Annotated in this window: 16 protein-coding genes; 8 read left to right on the top strand and 8 right to left on the bottom strand. The window is 75.0% G+C overall.

Features of this window, described 5'->3' with window-relative positions:
- Positions 1-22: 22 nt before the first annotated feature.
- Positions 23-2,044: a lytic transglycosylase domain-containing protein gene (locus ML340_RS04985; RefSeq protein ID WP_240097323.1), complete on the top strand. Its 2,022-nt coding sequence runs from the start codon at positions 23-25 to the stop codon at positions 2,042-2,044.
- 384 nt (positions 2,045-2,428) lie between these two features.
- A complete protein-coding gene (locus ML340_RS04980) occupies positions 2,429-3,715 on the top strand; it encodes a multifunctional CCA addition/repair protein (RefSeq protein WP_240097321.1) in 1,287 nt (428 codons plus the stop codon).
- Here the strand turns inward: ML340_RS04980 and ML340_RS04975 are convergent.
- Both ML340_RS04975 and ML340_RS04970 read right to left on the bottom strand, forming a co-directional pair.
- Positions 3,695-4,102 (bottom strand): VanZ family protein, encoded by a 408-nt coding sequence (locus tag ML340_RS04975; protein WP_240097319.1) that lies wholly within the window; start codon positions 4,100-4,102, stop codon positions 3,695-3,697. The two genes, ML340_RS04980 and ML340_RS04975, sit on opposite strands and share 21 nt — an antisense overlap.
- A gap of 5 nt (positions 4,103-4,107) precedes the next feature.
- Positions 4,108-5,292, bottom strand: coding sequence for a class I SAM-dependent methyltransferase (locus ML340_RS04970; RefSeq protein ID WP_240097318.1), 1,185 nt, complete (start codon positions 5,290-5,292; stop codon positions 4,108-4,110).
- Positions 5,293-5,330: 38 nt separating this feature from the next.
- Here ML340_RS04970 and ML340_RS04965 point away from each other — a divergent pair, with 38 nt between their 5' ends.
- Entirely contained in the window at positions 5,331-6,077 is a 747-nt protein-coding gene (locus ML340_RS04965) for a pteridine reductase (protein ID WP_240097316.1), read from the top strand.
- 12 nt (positions 6,078-6,089) lie between these two features.
- Here the strand turns inward: ML340_RS04965 and ML340_RS04960 are convergent, their stop codons facing one another.
- From ML340_RS04960 to tsaD, 4 genes are all read right to left on the bottom strand, one after another.
- Positions 6,090-6,233: a hypothetical protein gene (locus ML340_RS04960; RefSeq protein WP_240097314.1), complete on the bottom strand. Its 144-nt coding sequence runs from the start codon at positions 6,231-6,233 to the stop codon at positions 6,090-6,092.
- Positions 6,234-6,325: 92 nt separating this feature from the next.
- A complete protein-coding gene (folK, locus tag ML340_RS04955) occupies positions 6,326-6,808 on the bottom strand; it encodes a 2-amino-4-hydroxy-6-hydroxymethyldihydropteridine diphosphokinase (RefSeq protein ID WP_240097311.1) in 483 nt (160 codons plus the stop codon).
- A gap of 13 nt (positions 6,809-6,821) precedes the next feature.
- Complete coding sequence (gene folB / locus ML340_RS04950; protein ID WP_240097310.1) at positions 6,822-7,178, bottom strand: dihydroneopterin aldolase; 357 nt, start codon at positions 7,176-7,178, stop codon at positions 6,822-6,824.
- Between the two features lie 52 nt (positions 7,179-7,230).
- A complete protein-coding gene (gene tsaD / locus ML340_RS04945; protein WP_240097308.1) occupies positions 7,231-8,256 on the bottom strand; it encodes a tRNA (adenosine(37)-N6)-threonylcarbamoyltransferase complex transferase subunit TsaD in 1,026 nt (341 codons plus the stop codon).
- Between the two features lie 90 nt (positions 8,257-8,346).
- On the opposite strand from tsaD, the gene rpsU reads away from it, so the two are divergent.
- The 5 genes from rpsU (at position 8,347) to ML340_RS04920 (ending at position 12,426) form a co-directional block, all read left to right on the top strand.
- The gene (rpsU, locus tag ML340_RS04940) at positions 8,347-8,562 is read left to right on the top strand and encodes a 30S ribosomal protein S21 (RefSeq protein ID WP_240097306.1); all 216 of its coding nucleotides are present in this window, start codon (positions 8,347-8,349) and stop codon (positions 8,560-8,562) included.
- A 145-nt stretch (positions 8,563-8,707) separates the two neighbouring features.
- Positions 8,708-9,151 carry a GatB/YqeY domain-containing protein gene (locus ML340_RS04935; RefSeq protein WP_240097304.1) on the top strand — a complete coding sequence of 148 codons (444 nt, stop codon included), beginning with the start codon at positions 8,708-8,710 and terminating at the stop codon, positions 9,149-9,151.
- 3 nt (positions 9,152-9,154) lie between these two features.
- Positions 9,155-9,655 carry a GNAT family N-acetyltransferase gene (locus tag ML340_RS04930; RefSeq protein WP_240097302.1) on the top strand — a complete coding sequence of 167 codons (501 nt, stop codon included), beginning with the start codon at positions 9,155-9,157 and terminating at the stop codon, positions 9,653-9,655.
- A 36-nt stretch (positions 9,656-9,691) separates the two neighbouring features.
- The gene (dnaG, locus tag ML340_RS04925) at positions 9,692-11,422 is read left to right on the top strand and encodes a DNA primase (protein WP_240097300.1); all 1,731 of its coding nucleotides are present in this window, start codon (positions 9,692-9,694) and stop codon (positions 11,420-11,422) included.
- A complete protein-coding gene (locus ML340_RS04920) occupies positions 11,419-12,426 on the top strand; it encodes an L-threonylcarbamoyladenylate synthase (protein WP_240097298.1) in 1,008 nt (335 codons plus the stop codon). Before dnaG ends, ML340_RS04920 begins: the two co-directional genes overlap by 4 nt.
- 10 nt (positions 12,427-12,436) lie before the next feature.
- Here the strand turns inward: ML340_RS04920 and ML340_RS04915 are convergent, their stop codons facing one another.
- Together ML340_RS04915 and alkB are read right to left on the bottom strand one after the other, a co-directional pair.
- Positions 12,437-13,300 carry a methylated-DNA--[protein]-cysteine S-methyltransferase gene (locus tag ML340_RS04915; RefSeq protein ID WP_425608288.1) on the bottom strand — a complete coding sequence of 288 codons (864 nt, stop codon included), beginning with the start codon at positions 13,298-13,300 and terminating at the stop codon, positions 12,437-12,439.
- An 86-nt stretch (positions 13,301-13,386) separates the two neighbouring features.
- On the bottom strand, positions 13,387-14,016 hold the full coding sequence (alkB, locus tag ML340_RS04910) for a DNA oxidative demethylase AlkB (RefSeq protein ID WP_240097295.1): 630 nt from the start codon (positions 14,014-14,016) through the stop codon (positions 13,387-13,389).
- Between the last annotated feature and the right edge of the window lie 5 nt (positions 14,017-14,021).

Below are 14,021 nucleotides of genomic sequence, written 5' to 3'. Positions count from 1 at the left end.
GATGCTCGGCTATAGTCCGGGCATGCACAAGCCCGCCCTGCTGCTCGCGCTGCTAGTGCTGCCGCTGGCGCCGGCCGCCGCGCAGCCGGCGCCGGTGCGCGCCGTGCCCGCGGCGACGGCACCGACGCCGCCGCCGGACCCGCTGGCCGGGCTGCCGCCGGTGCCGGCGCCGTCCCCGGCGCTGCGCGCGGCGTTCGCCCGCGCCGATGCCGGGCAGCTGGACGACACCGCGCTGGCCGCGTTTGCCAATGAACCGCTGGCGGCCTGGCTGGAATACGCCGCCCTGCGCCCGCGCCTGGCCAGCCTGCCGCTGGCGCGCGGGGCCGCGTTCCTCGCCCGCCAGGGCGACAGCGTGGTCGGCCGCCGCTTCCGCGCCGACTGGCTGGCCACGCTCGGCCAGCGCCGCGAATGGGCCGCGCTGCTGGCGGCCTGGGATCCGGCGATCACCGACCCGGCGCTGCGCTGCCTGGCCTGGCAGGCACGGCTGGCGACCGCGCCGGACGACACCGTCTGGCAGGCCGAGGCGCTGGCGCTGTGGCGCGATGCCGGCCGCCCGTTGCCGGCCAGCTGCGACCCGGTGGCCGCCGAACTCGAGCGCCGCGGCCGGCTCGATCCGGCCGTGCGCTGGCAACGCATCGACGCGGTGGTGGCGGCGCAGCAGCCCGCGCTGATCCGTGCCATCGCGCGCGGGCTGCCCGCGGACGAGGCCGCGCTGGCCGGCCGCTATGCGGCCTTCTTCGACGCGCCCGACGCCAGCGCCGCGCAATGGCCGAAGACCGCGCGCAGCCGCCAAGTCGCCAGCGCCGGCCTGCGCAAACTGGCGCGCGCCAACCCCGGCGCGGCCGAGGCCCTGCTGCCCGCGATCGCCGACGCGCTGGCGCTGGACGCGGACCAGCGCGGCCAGGTGCTGGCGCAGATCGCGCTGCAGTCGGCCGCCGCCTTCGCCCCGGAGGCCGCCGCGCGGCTGGCGCGGGTACCGGCCAGCGCCTACGACGCCAACCTGCACGAATGGCGCGTGCGCGAAGCGCTGGCGCGTGCCGACTGGGCCGCTGCGCTGGCCGCGATCCGCGCCATGCCGGAGGCGCAGCGCAGCGACAGCCGCTGGCGCTACTTCGCCGCGCGCCTGAGCGAACTGACCGGCGACCCCGCCGCGGCGCGCACGCTGTACGCGCAGGCCGCGCGCAGCGCCGACTTCCACGGCTTCCTCGCCGCCGACCGCCTCGACCTGCCGTATGCGCTGTGCCCGCTCGCGCCGGAGCTGCGCAACCCGCAGGCGCTGGCGCGCGACCCGGCGCTCGTCCGCGCCCTGCAACTCTCTGCGCTCGGCCGCCGCGAGCCGGCCCAGCGCGAATGGAACGCCCTGCTGGCGCGGCTGGACGACGCCCAGCGCCGCACCGCGGTGGCCCTCGCGCAGGCCAACGGCTGGTTCGACCGCGGCGTGTTCGGGCTGGTCAACGTCGGCGAGCGCCGGCTGCCGGAGGAACTGCGCCTGTACACCCTGCGCTTCCCGCTGCACCACGCCGACACGATCCGCCGCGAGGCCGAGCGCAACCGCCTCGACCCGGCCTGGGTCGCCGCCGAGATCCGCGCCGAGTCGATCTTCGACCCCAACGCGCGCTCCAGCGCCGATGCCCGCGGGCTGATGCAGCTGCTGCCCGGCACCGGCGCCGCAGTCGCGCGCCAGCGCGGCCTCACGTTCGCCGGCAGCGAGGCGCTGTACGACCCCGACCTCAACATCGCCCTCGGCAGCGCCTACCTGCGCCAGCTGCTGGACCGCTACGACGGCCTGCCCTACCGCGCGATCGCCGCCTACAACGCCGGCCCCGCGCCGGTCGCGCGCTGGCTGGCCGCGCGCGGCCAGCTCGACCCGGACTTCTGGATCGAAACCATCGGCTACCGCGAGACCCGCGACTACGTCGCCCGCGTGCTCGCCTTCAGCGTGCTGTACGACTGGCGCCTGCGCGGCGACGCCCGCCGCCTCAGCGACCGCCTGCGCGGGCGCGAGGACGGCCCGCGCAAAACTTTCACATGCACAATCCAATGAGATTATGAGGAACAGTCAACGAAATAGAAAACAAAGCGCCCAACCCGAACAAAACTCGCCGTGATGCAGCGAAACTTAACTCGCAATGAAGTAAATAAAAGACGCTTTGCGGAATTCCTCAAAATATCTGCTCTTGGTGGCTTTTTCTCGCTACTGTCTTTTCTATCTCTCAATTTTTTACAAAAGATGACGTTGCGAGACTGAGCATGGCCATCCGCACGCATGATGTAAGCATGGCTTTAGCCTCGATCGGTATTCGATCATCATTTTTTCTGCGCGCTAGTCACGGCATTTGTTGGGTTTATAAGCGGCGCGATCAGTATTTTTTTTGATAAAAAAATCAGAAGAGCAACTTGAGCTAGCCACCAACCCGACGGCCAAACAATGAAAATAAAACCTCCCGCCTCCGCCCGCGTGTACCTGGTCGGCGGGGCGGTGCGCGATGCGCTGCTGGGGCTGCCGGCGGGCGACCGCGATTACGTGGTGGTCGGCGCGACGGCGGAGGCCATGCGCGCGGCGGGCTTTGCGCAGGTCGGGCGCGAGTTCCCGGTGTTCCTGCACCCGCAGACCGGCGAGGAGTACGCGCTGGCGCGCACCGAGCGCAAATCCGGGCGCGGGCACACCGGCTTTGTGGTGCATGCCGACCCGGCGGTGACGCTGGAGGAGGACCTGGCGCGGCGCGACTTCACCATCAACGCGATCGCGCAGGCGGCGGACGGCACCCTGGTGGATCCGTTCGGCGGCGTGCGCGACATCCAGGCGCGGGTGCTGCGCCACGTCGGCCCGGCGTTCGTCGAGGACCCCCTGCGGGTGCTGCGCGCGGCGCGCTTTTTGGCGCGGCTGGCGCCGCTGGGCTTCACCCTGGCGCCGGAGACGCTGGCGCTGATGCGGCAGATGGCGCAGGCCGGCGAGCTGGCCAGCCTGACCCCGGAGCGGGTCTGGCAGGAGCTGGCGCGCGCGCTGCGCAGCCCGGCGCCGGGCGCGTTCCTGCGCACCCTGCGCGCGGCCGGCGCGCTCGCCGCGGTGCTGCCGGAGGTGGATGCGCTGTACGGGGTGCCGCAGCGCGCGGACTACCATCCGGAGGTGGACACCGGCGTGCACGTCGAATTGGTGTGCGACATGGCCGCACGCCTGGCCCCGGGCGACGACGTGGTCGGCTTCGCCGCGCTCTGCCACGACCTCGGCAAGGCGCTGACCCCGGCCGCGCTGCTGCCGCGCCACCCGCAGCACGAGCAGCGCGGGCTGGCCCCGCTGCGCGCGCTGTGCGCGCGGCTGAAGGTGCCGAACGAGCACCGCGAGCTGGCGCTGGCCTGCTGCGCCGAGCACCTGCACGTGCACCGCCTGGCGGAGCTGCGCGCGGCCACCGTGCACGACCTGCTCACGCGGGTGGGCGGGTTCCGCCGGCCGGCGCGGATCGCCCAGCTGGCGACCGTGTGCGAGGCCGACGCGCGCGGCCGCACCGGCTTTGCCGAGGCCGCCTACCCGCAGGCGGCGCAGCTGCGCCGGCTGCATGCGGCGGCACTGGCGGTGGACAGCACGGCGATCGCCGCGCGTGGGCTGCACGGCCCGGCGTTCGGCGCGGCGCTGCGGCGGGCGCGGATCGCGGCGATCGCGCAGGCGCGCGGCGAGGCGGTGGACACCGCGCCGGACTCAGCCGCGGAACAGGCGTGAATCCAGCGCCAGCAGCGCATCCCGCCACGGGGTGAGCGCGCTGGCCAGGCCGAGCAGCACCCCGAGCGTGTTGGCCAGTGCGTCCGCGCGGTCCATCTCGCGCCCGAGCGCCATCTGCGCCTGCAGCAGCTCCAGCCCGATCCCGAGCAGCGCCAGCAGCAGGGCGGCGGCCGCCCATGCCAGCCGGCGCGCGTACAGCTGCACCGCGCCGGCAGCCAGCACCGCGTAGGCGGCGAAGTGCTCGAACTTGTCGCTGACCGGCACCGGCGGCAGGTCGTGCGCGGGCAGCAGCGAGCCGACCACCACCCCCGCGATCGCCAGCATCCACAGCCCGGCCCACAGCGCCGGGCGGCGGAACGGCTTGAGGCTGCGCCCGAACCGCGGCATCGCGCTCACAGCCGGTGGCGCAAATCGCCGAGCGCGAACGCCGGGGCGAACTCCACCCCGCGCGCGAAGCCCATCGCCTGGAAGCGCTCGCCCATCAGCGCCGGCAGGGTCAGCTGCTTGACCTGCTGGCGCAGGGCCTGCTGCGCGGCGGGGTCGGGCGCCTGGTCCTCGGCGCGCTGCAGGTGGTCGGCCAGGCCATTGCCGAGCAGGAACCCGGCCTGGGTGCAGTAGCCGGCCAGCGCGAACCCGGCGCCGGTGCCGGCCTCGGCCAGCGCGGTGAAGTCCACCGAGGCGGTGATGTCCTGCAGCCCGGGATGGGCGTACACGTCGCCGACCTGGTGCTGGCGGCGGTAGGCGCGCAGGGTGCCGTCGTCGCGCTCGGGCAGGTAGTACTCGCCGCGCGCGTGGCCGTAGTCGATGAACAGCAGCGCGCCGCGCTCGAGGCCGCCGGCCACCGCCTGCAGCCAGTACGGCAATTGCACCAGCAGCTCGCTGCGGTAGCCGTCCGGCAGCGGCGCCGGCAGCTGGCGCAGCAGGTGCTGCACCGCGCCCTGCAGGAGCGCGTCGGCCGGGCGCTCGGCGCGCACGAAGCGGCCCTCGCCGTCCAGCGCGACGTGCTCCTCGCGCACCTGCCCGCCGCGCAGCACGAAGCGGGTGGCCGGCAGCGCGTCGAGCACCTCGTTGGCGAACAGCGCCCCGTGCCACGGCGGCTGGATCGGGCCGTCCAGCCATTCCACCCGCGCGAACAGCGCCGCCGGCAGGCGCGCCTGCAGGCGCTCGCGCTGGCGCTGGCGCAGGTCGGCGCTGGGTTCGAGCAGGGCATAGCGCGCCGGCAGCGCGCCCAGCGCGTCCAGCCGCTGCAGGCAGGCCTCGGCGAACGCGCCGCTGCCGCCGCCCAGCTCCAGCAGCACCGGCGCCGGGCCGGATTCGCGCAGCACCGGCGCCAGCGCATCGGCGACGCAGGCGGAGAACAGCGGCGACAGCTCCGGCGCAGTCACGAAATCGCCCTCCGCCCCGAACTTGCGCGCGCCGGCGCTGTAGTAGCCGAGTCCGGGCGCGTACAGCGCCAGCTCCATGAACTTCCAGAACGGCACGCTGCCGCCGGCGGCGATGATGTGTTCCTGGATGACTTCGCGCAGGTGCGCGCTGTGCGCCAGCGCATCCGCGTCGGGCGGGGGGAGCGTAGACATGCTGCAATCCGGATCGAACCGGCACAGGATACGCCAGCATGCCCACTGCCCCGTCCCGCCCGGCCGCGCTGGTCACCGGCGCCGCCCGCCGCATCGGCGCGGCGATCGCGCGCCGCCTGCACGCGGACGGCTACGACCTCGCCCTGCACTACCGCGATTCGCGCGCGGACATGGACGCGCTGGCCGCGGCGCTGGAGGCGGCCCGCCCCGGCAGCGTGCTCGCCCTGCAGGCGGACCTGGCCGACAGCGACCGCCTGCCGGCGCTGGTGGCGCAGGCGCAGGCGCGCTTCGGCCGCCTCGACCTGCTGGTGAACAACGCCTCCGCATTCTTCCCGACCCCGCTCGGGCAGATCACCGCGGCGCAGTGGGACGCGCTGTTCGCCAGCAACGCGCGCGCGCCGCTGTTCCTGGCGCAGGCCGCCGCGCCGCACCTGCGCGCCGCGCGCGGGGCGATCGTCAACCTGGTGGACATCTACGCCGAGCGGCCGCCGCGCGCGCACGCGGTGTACGCGATGGCCAAGGCCGCGCTGCGCACCCTGACCCGCGCGCTGGCGCTGGATCTGGCGCCCGAGGTGCGGGTCAACGCGGTCGCGCCGGGCGCGATCCTATGGCCGGAGCAGGGCAAGAGCGAGGCCGAACGCGCCGCGCTGCTGGCGCAGGTGCCGCTCGGCCGCACCGGCCAGCCGGAGGAGATCGCCGCCGCGGTGGCGTGGCTGGCCGGCCCGCAGGCCGGCTACGTCACCGGCCAGGTGCTGCGGGTGGACGGCGGGCGCGGGATCGGCTGAGGCCGCCCCCCCTCACTTGCCGCCGCGCTCTTCCTTGAGCACCTGCCGGCGCACGAACAGGAACACCCCGAGCGCGATCCCGACCATCAGGACACTGCCCCCGATCGCCAGCCAGCCGACCGGGCGCGCGAAGATTTCGGTGAGGATCGGATGCATGCGGCCTACTCCCCTGCTGGATACCGGGGCCAGCGTGCCGCGCCGGCCGCCCGCACGCCTTGCGCGCGATCAAACCGGCACGCGCCGGCGGCTCACAGCGGCTCGGCGGGGAAGGCCTCGGCGTGCTGCGGATGCGCGCGCCACAGCGCGGCCAGGGTCTGCCCGCTGCGCGGCTCCACCGCGTCCGGCGCGATTTCCGCCAGCGGCTTGAGCACGAACGCGTGGCGCAGCTCCGGGCGCGGCAGGCGCAGGTGGCCGGGGCCGTCCAGCACGCGGTCGTCGTACAGCACGATGTCGATGTCGAGGGTGCGGTCGCCGTAGCGCGGCCCGCTGCGGTCGCGCCCGTGCGCGTCCTCCAGCGCGTGCAGCCAGGCGTCCAGCGCCTCCGGCGGCAGGTCGCTGTCGATCACCGCGGCGGCATTCAGGAAGTCCGGCCCGGAGAAGCCGACCGCCGGGAAGCGGTAGGCCGGCGACAGCGCCAGCAGCGGGAAGCGCGCGCGCAGCGCCTGCACCGCGGCGCGCAGGTGGCGCTGCGGCTCGAGGTTGCTGCCGAGGCTGAGGTAGGCGCGGCCCATCGGCAGGCCCGGCTCAGGCGCGCCGGCGCTGGATGCACACGCCGACCGCGCGCGCGCCGCGCACCGCGCCCGGCTTGCTCAGCTTCAGCCGCACCGCGGCGACCCCGAACTCCTCCAGCACCAGCGCCGCGCAGCGCTCGGCCAGGGTCTCCACCAGCCCGAACCCGCTCTGGCCGACGTACTCGATCAGGCGCTTGCTGATCGCCTTGTAGTCCACGGTGTCGGCGATCGCATCGCTCGCGGCGGGCACCCGGTTGTCGAACTCCAGCTCGAGGTCGAACACCAGCGGCTGGCGGATCCGCCGCTCCCAGTCGTAGATGCCGATCTGGGCCTCGATCTCCAGCCCCTCGATGAACACATGGTCGCGCATGGCCACAGCATACGCGCCCGGCGTGGCGGCCGATGCGGCCGCCGCCGCGCGCTCACACCGGCGCCAGCGTCGCCATGTCCCAGCGCGGCACGGCGCGGATCGCGGCATCGTCGTGCTGGCCGGCGACCAGGCGCAGGGCGCCGGCGAACGCGATCATCGCGCCGTTGTCGGTGCACAGCGCCGGCGGCGGGAAGCAGGCGCGGCCGCCGCGCGCGGCGCACATCTCCCGCAGCCGCGCGCGCAGGCGCGCATTCGCCCCGACCCCGCCGGCGACCACCAGGGTGTCGCAACCGGCCGCGTCCAGCGCGCGTGCGCACTTGATCGCGAGGGTGTCCACCACCGCGTCCTCGAACCCGCGCGCGAGGTCGGCGCGGGTCTGGTCGGACTGGTCGCTGCCCTGCCACGCCAGCAGCACCTGGGTCTTCAGGCCGCTGAAGGAGAACTCCAGCCCGGGGCGGTCGGTCATCGGGCGCGCGAACCGGAACCGGCCGGGCACGCCGCGCTCCGCCAGCGCGGCCAGCTGCGGCCCGCCCGGATACGGCAGGCCCAGCAGCTTGGCGGTCTTGTCGAAGGCCTCGCCGGCGGCGTCGTCCAGGGTCTCGCCGAGCAGGCGGTAGCGGCCGATGCCCTCCACCGCCACAAGCTGGGTGTGCCCGCCGGACACCAGCAGGGCGACGAACGGCGGCGCCGGCGGGTCGTCGGCCATCAGCGGGGCCAGCAGGTGGCCCTCCATGTGGTGGACGCCGATCGCCGGCACCTCCAGCGCCCAGGCCAGCGCCCGCGCCACGCCCGCGCCGACCAGCAGCGCCCCCACCAGCCCGGGGCCGGCGGTGTAGGCCACGCCGTCGAGGTCGGCGGGGGTCAGGCCGGCCTCGGCCAGGGTCTGGCGGATCAGCGGCAGCAGCTTGCGCACGTGGTCGCGGCTGGCCAGCTCCGGCACCACCCCGCCGTACTCGGCGTGCAGCGCGACCTGGCTGTAGAGCGCCTGCGCGCGCAGGCCAGCCGCACCGCCGATCGCGGTGTCGTAGACCGCCACCCCGGTCTCGTCGCAGGAGGTTTCGATGCCCAGCACCTTCATGCCGGTATCTTGCGCCGAAAACCGCGGCGCTGCTATCATGCGCGGCTCGCCCACCCGACCCGGGCGCATTCTCCAGCCACGAGACCCCCGATGCCCAGCGTCAAAGTCCGCGAAAACGAACCCTTCGAGTTTGCCCTGCGCCGCTTCAAGCGCACCTGCGAGAAGGCCGGCATCCTCGCCGAGACCCGCAAGCGCGAGTACTACGAGAAGCCGACCCAGGAGCGCAAGCGCAAGGCCGCCGCGGCGGTGAAGCGCCAGGCGCGCCGCGCCTCGCGCGACGTGACCAAGCGCCAGCGCCTGTACTGAGCGCGGCGCCTGGTGGCGGCAAGCCGGCACGCGGCGAGCGTGGCCGGCTTTTCGCGTTTGTGGGGCACCCGTTCCACGCTTCCCGCCTGTTCACCCGCCCCGTCCAATCCCTCTCCTGCCACCTGATCCATCCCCGGAGTCCCCAATGAGCCTCAAGCAGCAGCTGACCGACGACATGAAGGCCGCGATGAAGGCCGGCGAGAAGGAGCGCCTGGCGGTGATCCGCCTGATCAATGCCGCGATCAAGCAGAAGGAGGTCGACGAGCGGGTGGAGATGACCGACGACCGCGTGCTGGCGGTGCTGGAGAAGATGGTCAAGCAGCGCAAGGATTCGATCGCCCAGTACGCGGCCGCCGGGCGCGAGGACCTCGCCGCGCAGGAGCGCTACGAGATGGGCGTGATCGAGGCCTACCTGCCGGCCAAGCTGGGCGAGGCCGAGATCCTGGCCGAGATCGACAAGGCCATTGCGGCCACCGGCGCGGCCTCCGCCGCCGACATGGGCAAGCTGATGGGCGTGCTCAAGCCCGCCCTCGCCGGCCGCGCCGACATGGGCCTGGTGTCGAAGCTGGTCAAGCAGCGGCTGGGCTGAGCGATGGCCGGCGCGCGCGTGCTCTCGATCCGCCCCGCCGGCGCGGACGACGTGCCGCTGATCCGCCAGCTCATCGCCGAGCTGGCCGAGTACGAAAAGCTGGCGCACGCGGTGGTCGCCACCGAGGCCGACCTGCGCGCGCAGCTGTTCGGTGCGCACCCCGCGGCCGAGGTGCTGATCGGCGAGGTGGACGGCACGCCGGCCGGCTTCGCCCTGTTCTTCCACACCTTCAGCACCTTCCTCGGCAAGCGCGGGCTGTACCTCGAGGACCTGTTCGTGCGCCCGGCCTTCCGCGGCGCCGGGCTGGGCCGGCATTTGATGGCCGCGCTGGCGCGGATCGCGCTGCAGCGCGACTGCGGCCGCTTCGAATGGAGCGTGCTGGACTGGAACCGGCCGGCGATCGATTTCTACCGCCGGCTGGGCGCCACCGGCATGGACGCGTGGACCGTGCAGCGGCTGGAGGGCGCGGCCCTGCGCGCGCTGGCGGCGCGCGACGAACTCTAGCCGGCGGCGCCCGCGCGGCCGCCCTACACTAGCCGGATGGCCCGCCTCCCCGACGCCTTCATCGACGAGTTGCTGGCGCGCACCGACATCGTCGAGGTGGTCGGCAGCCGCGTCCCGCTCAAGCGCCAGGGCAAGGAGTACGCCGCGCGCTGCCCGTTCCACGACGAGCGCACGGCCAGCTTCACGGTCTCGCCGGCCAAGCAGTTCTACCATTGCTTCGGCTGCGGCGCGCACGGCACCGCGATCAGCTTCCTGATGCAGTACGACCGCCTGGAGTTCCTCGACGCGGTCGAGGAGCTGGCCAGGCGCGCCGGCATGGAGGTGCCGCGCGACACCCGCCAGCGTAATGCCAACCCCGACGTGCAGGACCTGTACGCGGTGCTGGCCGCGGCGGCCGAGTTCTTCCGCGCGCAGCTGGCGCGCAGCGACAAGGCGGCCGCCTACGTGAAGAAGCGCGCGATCGCGCCGGAGATCGCCGCGCGCTACGCGATCGGCTACGCGCCGGACGGCTTTTCCGCGCTGCGCGACGCGCTCGGCGGCGACCCGCGCCGGCTGGCGCTGCTGGAGCGCGCCGGGCTGCTGTCCAAGAACGACCGCGGGCACGTGTACGACAAGTTCCGCGACCGCCTGATGTTCCCGATCCATGACCGCCGCGGGCGGGTGATCGCGTTCGGCGGGCGGGTGATCGACCCCGAGGACTCGCCCAAGTACCTCAACTCGCCGGAGACCGCCCTGTTCCACAAGGGCCGCGAGCTGTACGGGCTGTGGCAGGCCAGGCAGGCCAACCCGAAACTGGAACGGCTGGTGGTGGTCGAGGGCTACATGGACGTGGTCGCGCTGGCGCAGTACGGGGTGTCGCAGGCGGTGGCCACGCTCGGCACCGCCACCACCCCGGACCATGCCGAACTCTTGTTCCGCAACGCGCCGGACGTGGTGTTCTGCTTCGACGGCGACCGCGCCGGGCGCGCCGCGGCGTGGAAGGCGCTGGAGTCGGTGCTGCCGCGGATGAAGGACGGGCGGCAGGCGTTCTTCCTGTTCCTGCCCGAGGGCGAGGACCCGGACACGCTGGTGCGCCAGGAGGGCGTGGCCGGCTTCGACGCGCGCCTGCGCGAGGCCACGCCGCTGTCGGAATTCTTCTTCGCCTCGCTCTCCGCCGACGTGAACCTGGCCAGCCTGGACGGCAAGGCGCGCCTGGCCGAGCGCTGCAAGCCGCTGCTGGCGCAGATCCCGGACGGCGCGTTCGGCGACCTGATGCGCCAGCGCCTGACCGAGCTGACCGGCGTCGGCGCGCGCGCCGGCGCCGCGCAGCCGCATGCGCCCCCCCCGCGCGCCAGCGCGCCGATGCGCGGCCAGCCGGCGCACAAGCCCAGCCTGGTGCGCCACGCGATCACCCTGCTGGTGCAGCAGCCGGCGGTGGCCCTCGCGCTGCCGGGCGAGGACCGCTTCGCCGCGCTGGAACAGCCCGGCGTCGCGCTGCTGGCGGAGCTGGTGCAGCTGGTGCGGGCCCGCCCGGACATCACCACCGGCGCGCTGCTGGAGCACTTCGCCGAACGCGAGGAAGCCGCCGCGCTGCACAAGCTGGCGCTGCTGGAGCTGCCGGGCGAACCGGCGGCGCTGCAGGCCGAATTCGCGGACGCGGTCGCGCAGCTCGAACGCCAGCTGCGGCAGCAGCGGATCGCTGCGCTGCAGGCGCGCCTGGCCACGCTGGACGACGCCGAGAAGGCCGAGCTGCGCGAGCTGCTGCAGGCGCGGGTGCAGGCACCATGACCGCGCTGGCCACCCGCCTGCTGGACGCCGCGCGTCCGACCGACCTCGACGCGGCGGTGGACCTGCTGCGCGCCGGCCGCCTGGTGGCGGTGCCGACCGAGACCGTGTACGGGCTGGCCGCGGACGCGCGCCAGCCGGCGGCGGTGCGCGCGATCTTCGCCGCCAAGGGCCGCCCGCCCGACCATCCGCTGATCGTGCATCTGGCCGAGGCCGCGGCGCTGCCGCAGTGGGCATCGCACGTGCCGGCCGCGGCGTGGCGGCTGGCCGAGGCGTTCTGGCCGGGACCGCTGACCCTGCTGCTGCCGCGCCGCCCGGAGGTGGCCGCGGACGCCGCCGGCGGCCGCCCCAGCCTCGGCCTGCGGGTGCCGGCGCACCCGGTGCTGCGCGAGGTCCTACAGCGGCTGGACGGCGGGCTGGCGGCGCCTTCGGCCAATCCCTACCAGCGCCTGAGCCCGACCACCGCGGCGCAGGTGCTGGCCGGGCTGGACGGGCGCATCGACGCCGTCCTGGACGGCGGCCCGTGCAGCGTCGGGCTGGAATCGACCATCGTCGACCTCACCGCCGACGCGCCGCGGATCGTGCGCGCCGGGCCGATCACCCGCGCCGCGCTGGAGGCGGTGCTCGGCACGCCGGTCGCGTTCCCACGGGCGCACGCGGTGGCGGTCTCCGGCAACCAGGCCGTGCACTACCGCCCGCGCACGCCGCTGCGGGTGCTGCCCCGCGCCGAGCTGGAGCGGCGCCTGGCCGCGCTCGCGCCGGAGGCGCGGATCGCGCTGGCGCACCTGGACCTCGACCCGGCGCGGCTGCCGCCCGTGGTGGTGCAGGCGGTGCGGATGCCGGGCGACAAGCCGGGCTATGCGCGCGCCCTGTACGCCACCCTGCACGCGCTGGACGCCAGCGGCGCGGACGCGATCTGGCTGCAGCAGCCGCCGCAGGACGAGGACTGGCGCGACGTCAACGATCGCCTGGCGCGCGCCGCCGGCGGCGACATCTCCGCGGCCTGAGACCTGGCCGTCAGTCGGCGTCCTCGCGCTCGCGCGCCAGCAGCGCCTGCTTGCGCGCCAGCCCCCAGCGGTAGCCGGACGGCGCGCCGTCGCTGCGCACCACCCGGTGGCAGGGGATGGCGACCGCCAGCGGATTGGCAGCGCAGGCACGCGCCACCGCGCGCACCGCGCGCGGCTGCCCGAGCGCGCGCGCGATCTCGGCGTAGCTCGCGGTGCGCCCGGGCGGGATCGCCTGCAGCGCGCGCCACACCCGCTGCTGGAACGCGGTGCCCTGCACGTCCAGCGGCAGCGCGAGCCCGCGCCGCGGCGTCTCCACCAGCGCCACCACCTGCGCCACCCACTGCTCGAAGCCGGAATCGCCGCCGACCAGTTCGGCGCGCGGGAAGCGGTCCTGCAGCGCGCGCAGCAGCGCTTCCGGATCCTCGCCCAGCGCGATCGCGCATAGCCCGCGCGCGCTGCGCGCGACCAGCAGCGCGCCCAGGCTGCACTGGGCCAGCGCGAACGCGATGCGCTGGCCGACGCCGCCGCGGCGGTACTGGCCCGGCGCCATCCCGAGCATGTCCGCCGCCTGCGCGTAGAAGCGGCTGGCGGCACCGAAGCCGGCGGCGTACGCGGCCTCGGTGACCGCGCGGCCGGCCGCGAGCAGGGCGCGGGCGCGCGCGGCCCGGTGCGCCTGCGCATAGGCATGCGGGGTCAGCCCGGTGGCGGCGCGGAAGCAGCGCCGCAGGCGCGCCGGCGGCATCCCCGCCAGCGCCGCCAGCCGCGCCAGCGGCGGCGGCAGGCCGTCGCCGGCCTCCAGCGCACGGCAGACCGCGGCGATCGCGGCCGCCTCGGGATCGGGTGCGGCATCGGCGGTCGCGGCATCGGCGCGCATGGCGCGGGCGGCATCGGCGGCAGGCATGCCGCCACTGTAGGCCGGCGCGGGCCGGCGCGCCTCCCGCTTTGGCACGCCCGGCGCGCTCAGCCAGCGCGGCGCAGGGTCAGGTTCCAGCGGCAGGGCCACCGCGCCTGCGCCGCGCGCGCCAGCCGGCGCACGCCGTGGAAGCGCAGGCGGTCGACGCCGCCCCACACCACCACGTCGCCATGCGCCAGCGGCACTGCCTGCACCGGGTCGCGGCGGCGCAGCCCGCCCCACAGGAACACCGCCGGCAGGCCGAGCGAGACCGACACGATCGCCGCGCGCAGGTCGCGCTCGTCGCGGTCCTGGTGCAGGCCCATGCCGACCCCGGGCAGGTAGCGGTTGATCAGGCAGGCATCCGGGGCCGGATCGGGCAAGCCGGCGGCGGCCGCGGCGTCCGCGGCCAGCGCCCGCAGCAGCGCGGGCAGCGGCGGCCACGGTTTGCCGCTGAGCGGATCGCAGGCGGTGTAGCGGTAGCCCTCGCGACTGCTGGTCCAGCCGAGCGCGCCGCAGTTGCTCATCGCGACCCCGATCCGGCGCCCGCCCGGGGTCTGCATCTGCCGCAGCGGGGCCTGCGCGAGCACGCCGGCGATCGCGTCCAGCAGCGCCGGCGCGCGCCCCAGCGCGAACCCGGGCAGCCACCAGGCCTCGGGCCCGAGGGCGACCGGCGCGGCGGGCAGCAGCCCCGGCATCGCCG

This window comes from Thermomonas flagellata, assembly GCF_022419185.1.
GTDB classification, from domain to species: domain Bacteria; phylum Pseudomonadota; class Gammaproteobacteria; order Xanthomonadales; family Xanthomonadaceae; genus Thermomonas; species Thermomonas flagellata.
The sequence above is the reverse complement of the archived record's forward strand: the minus strand, read 5'-3'. Positions and strand labels throughout refer to the sequence as shown.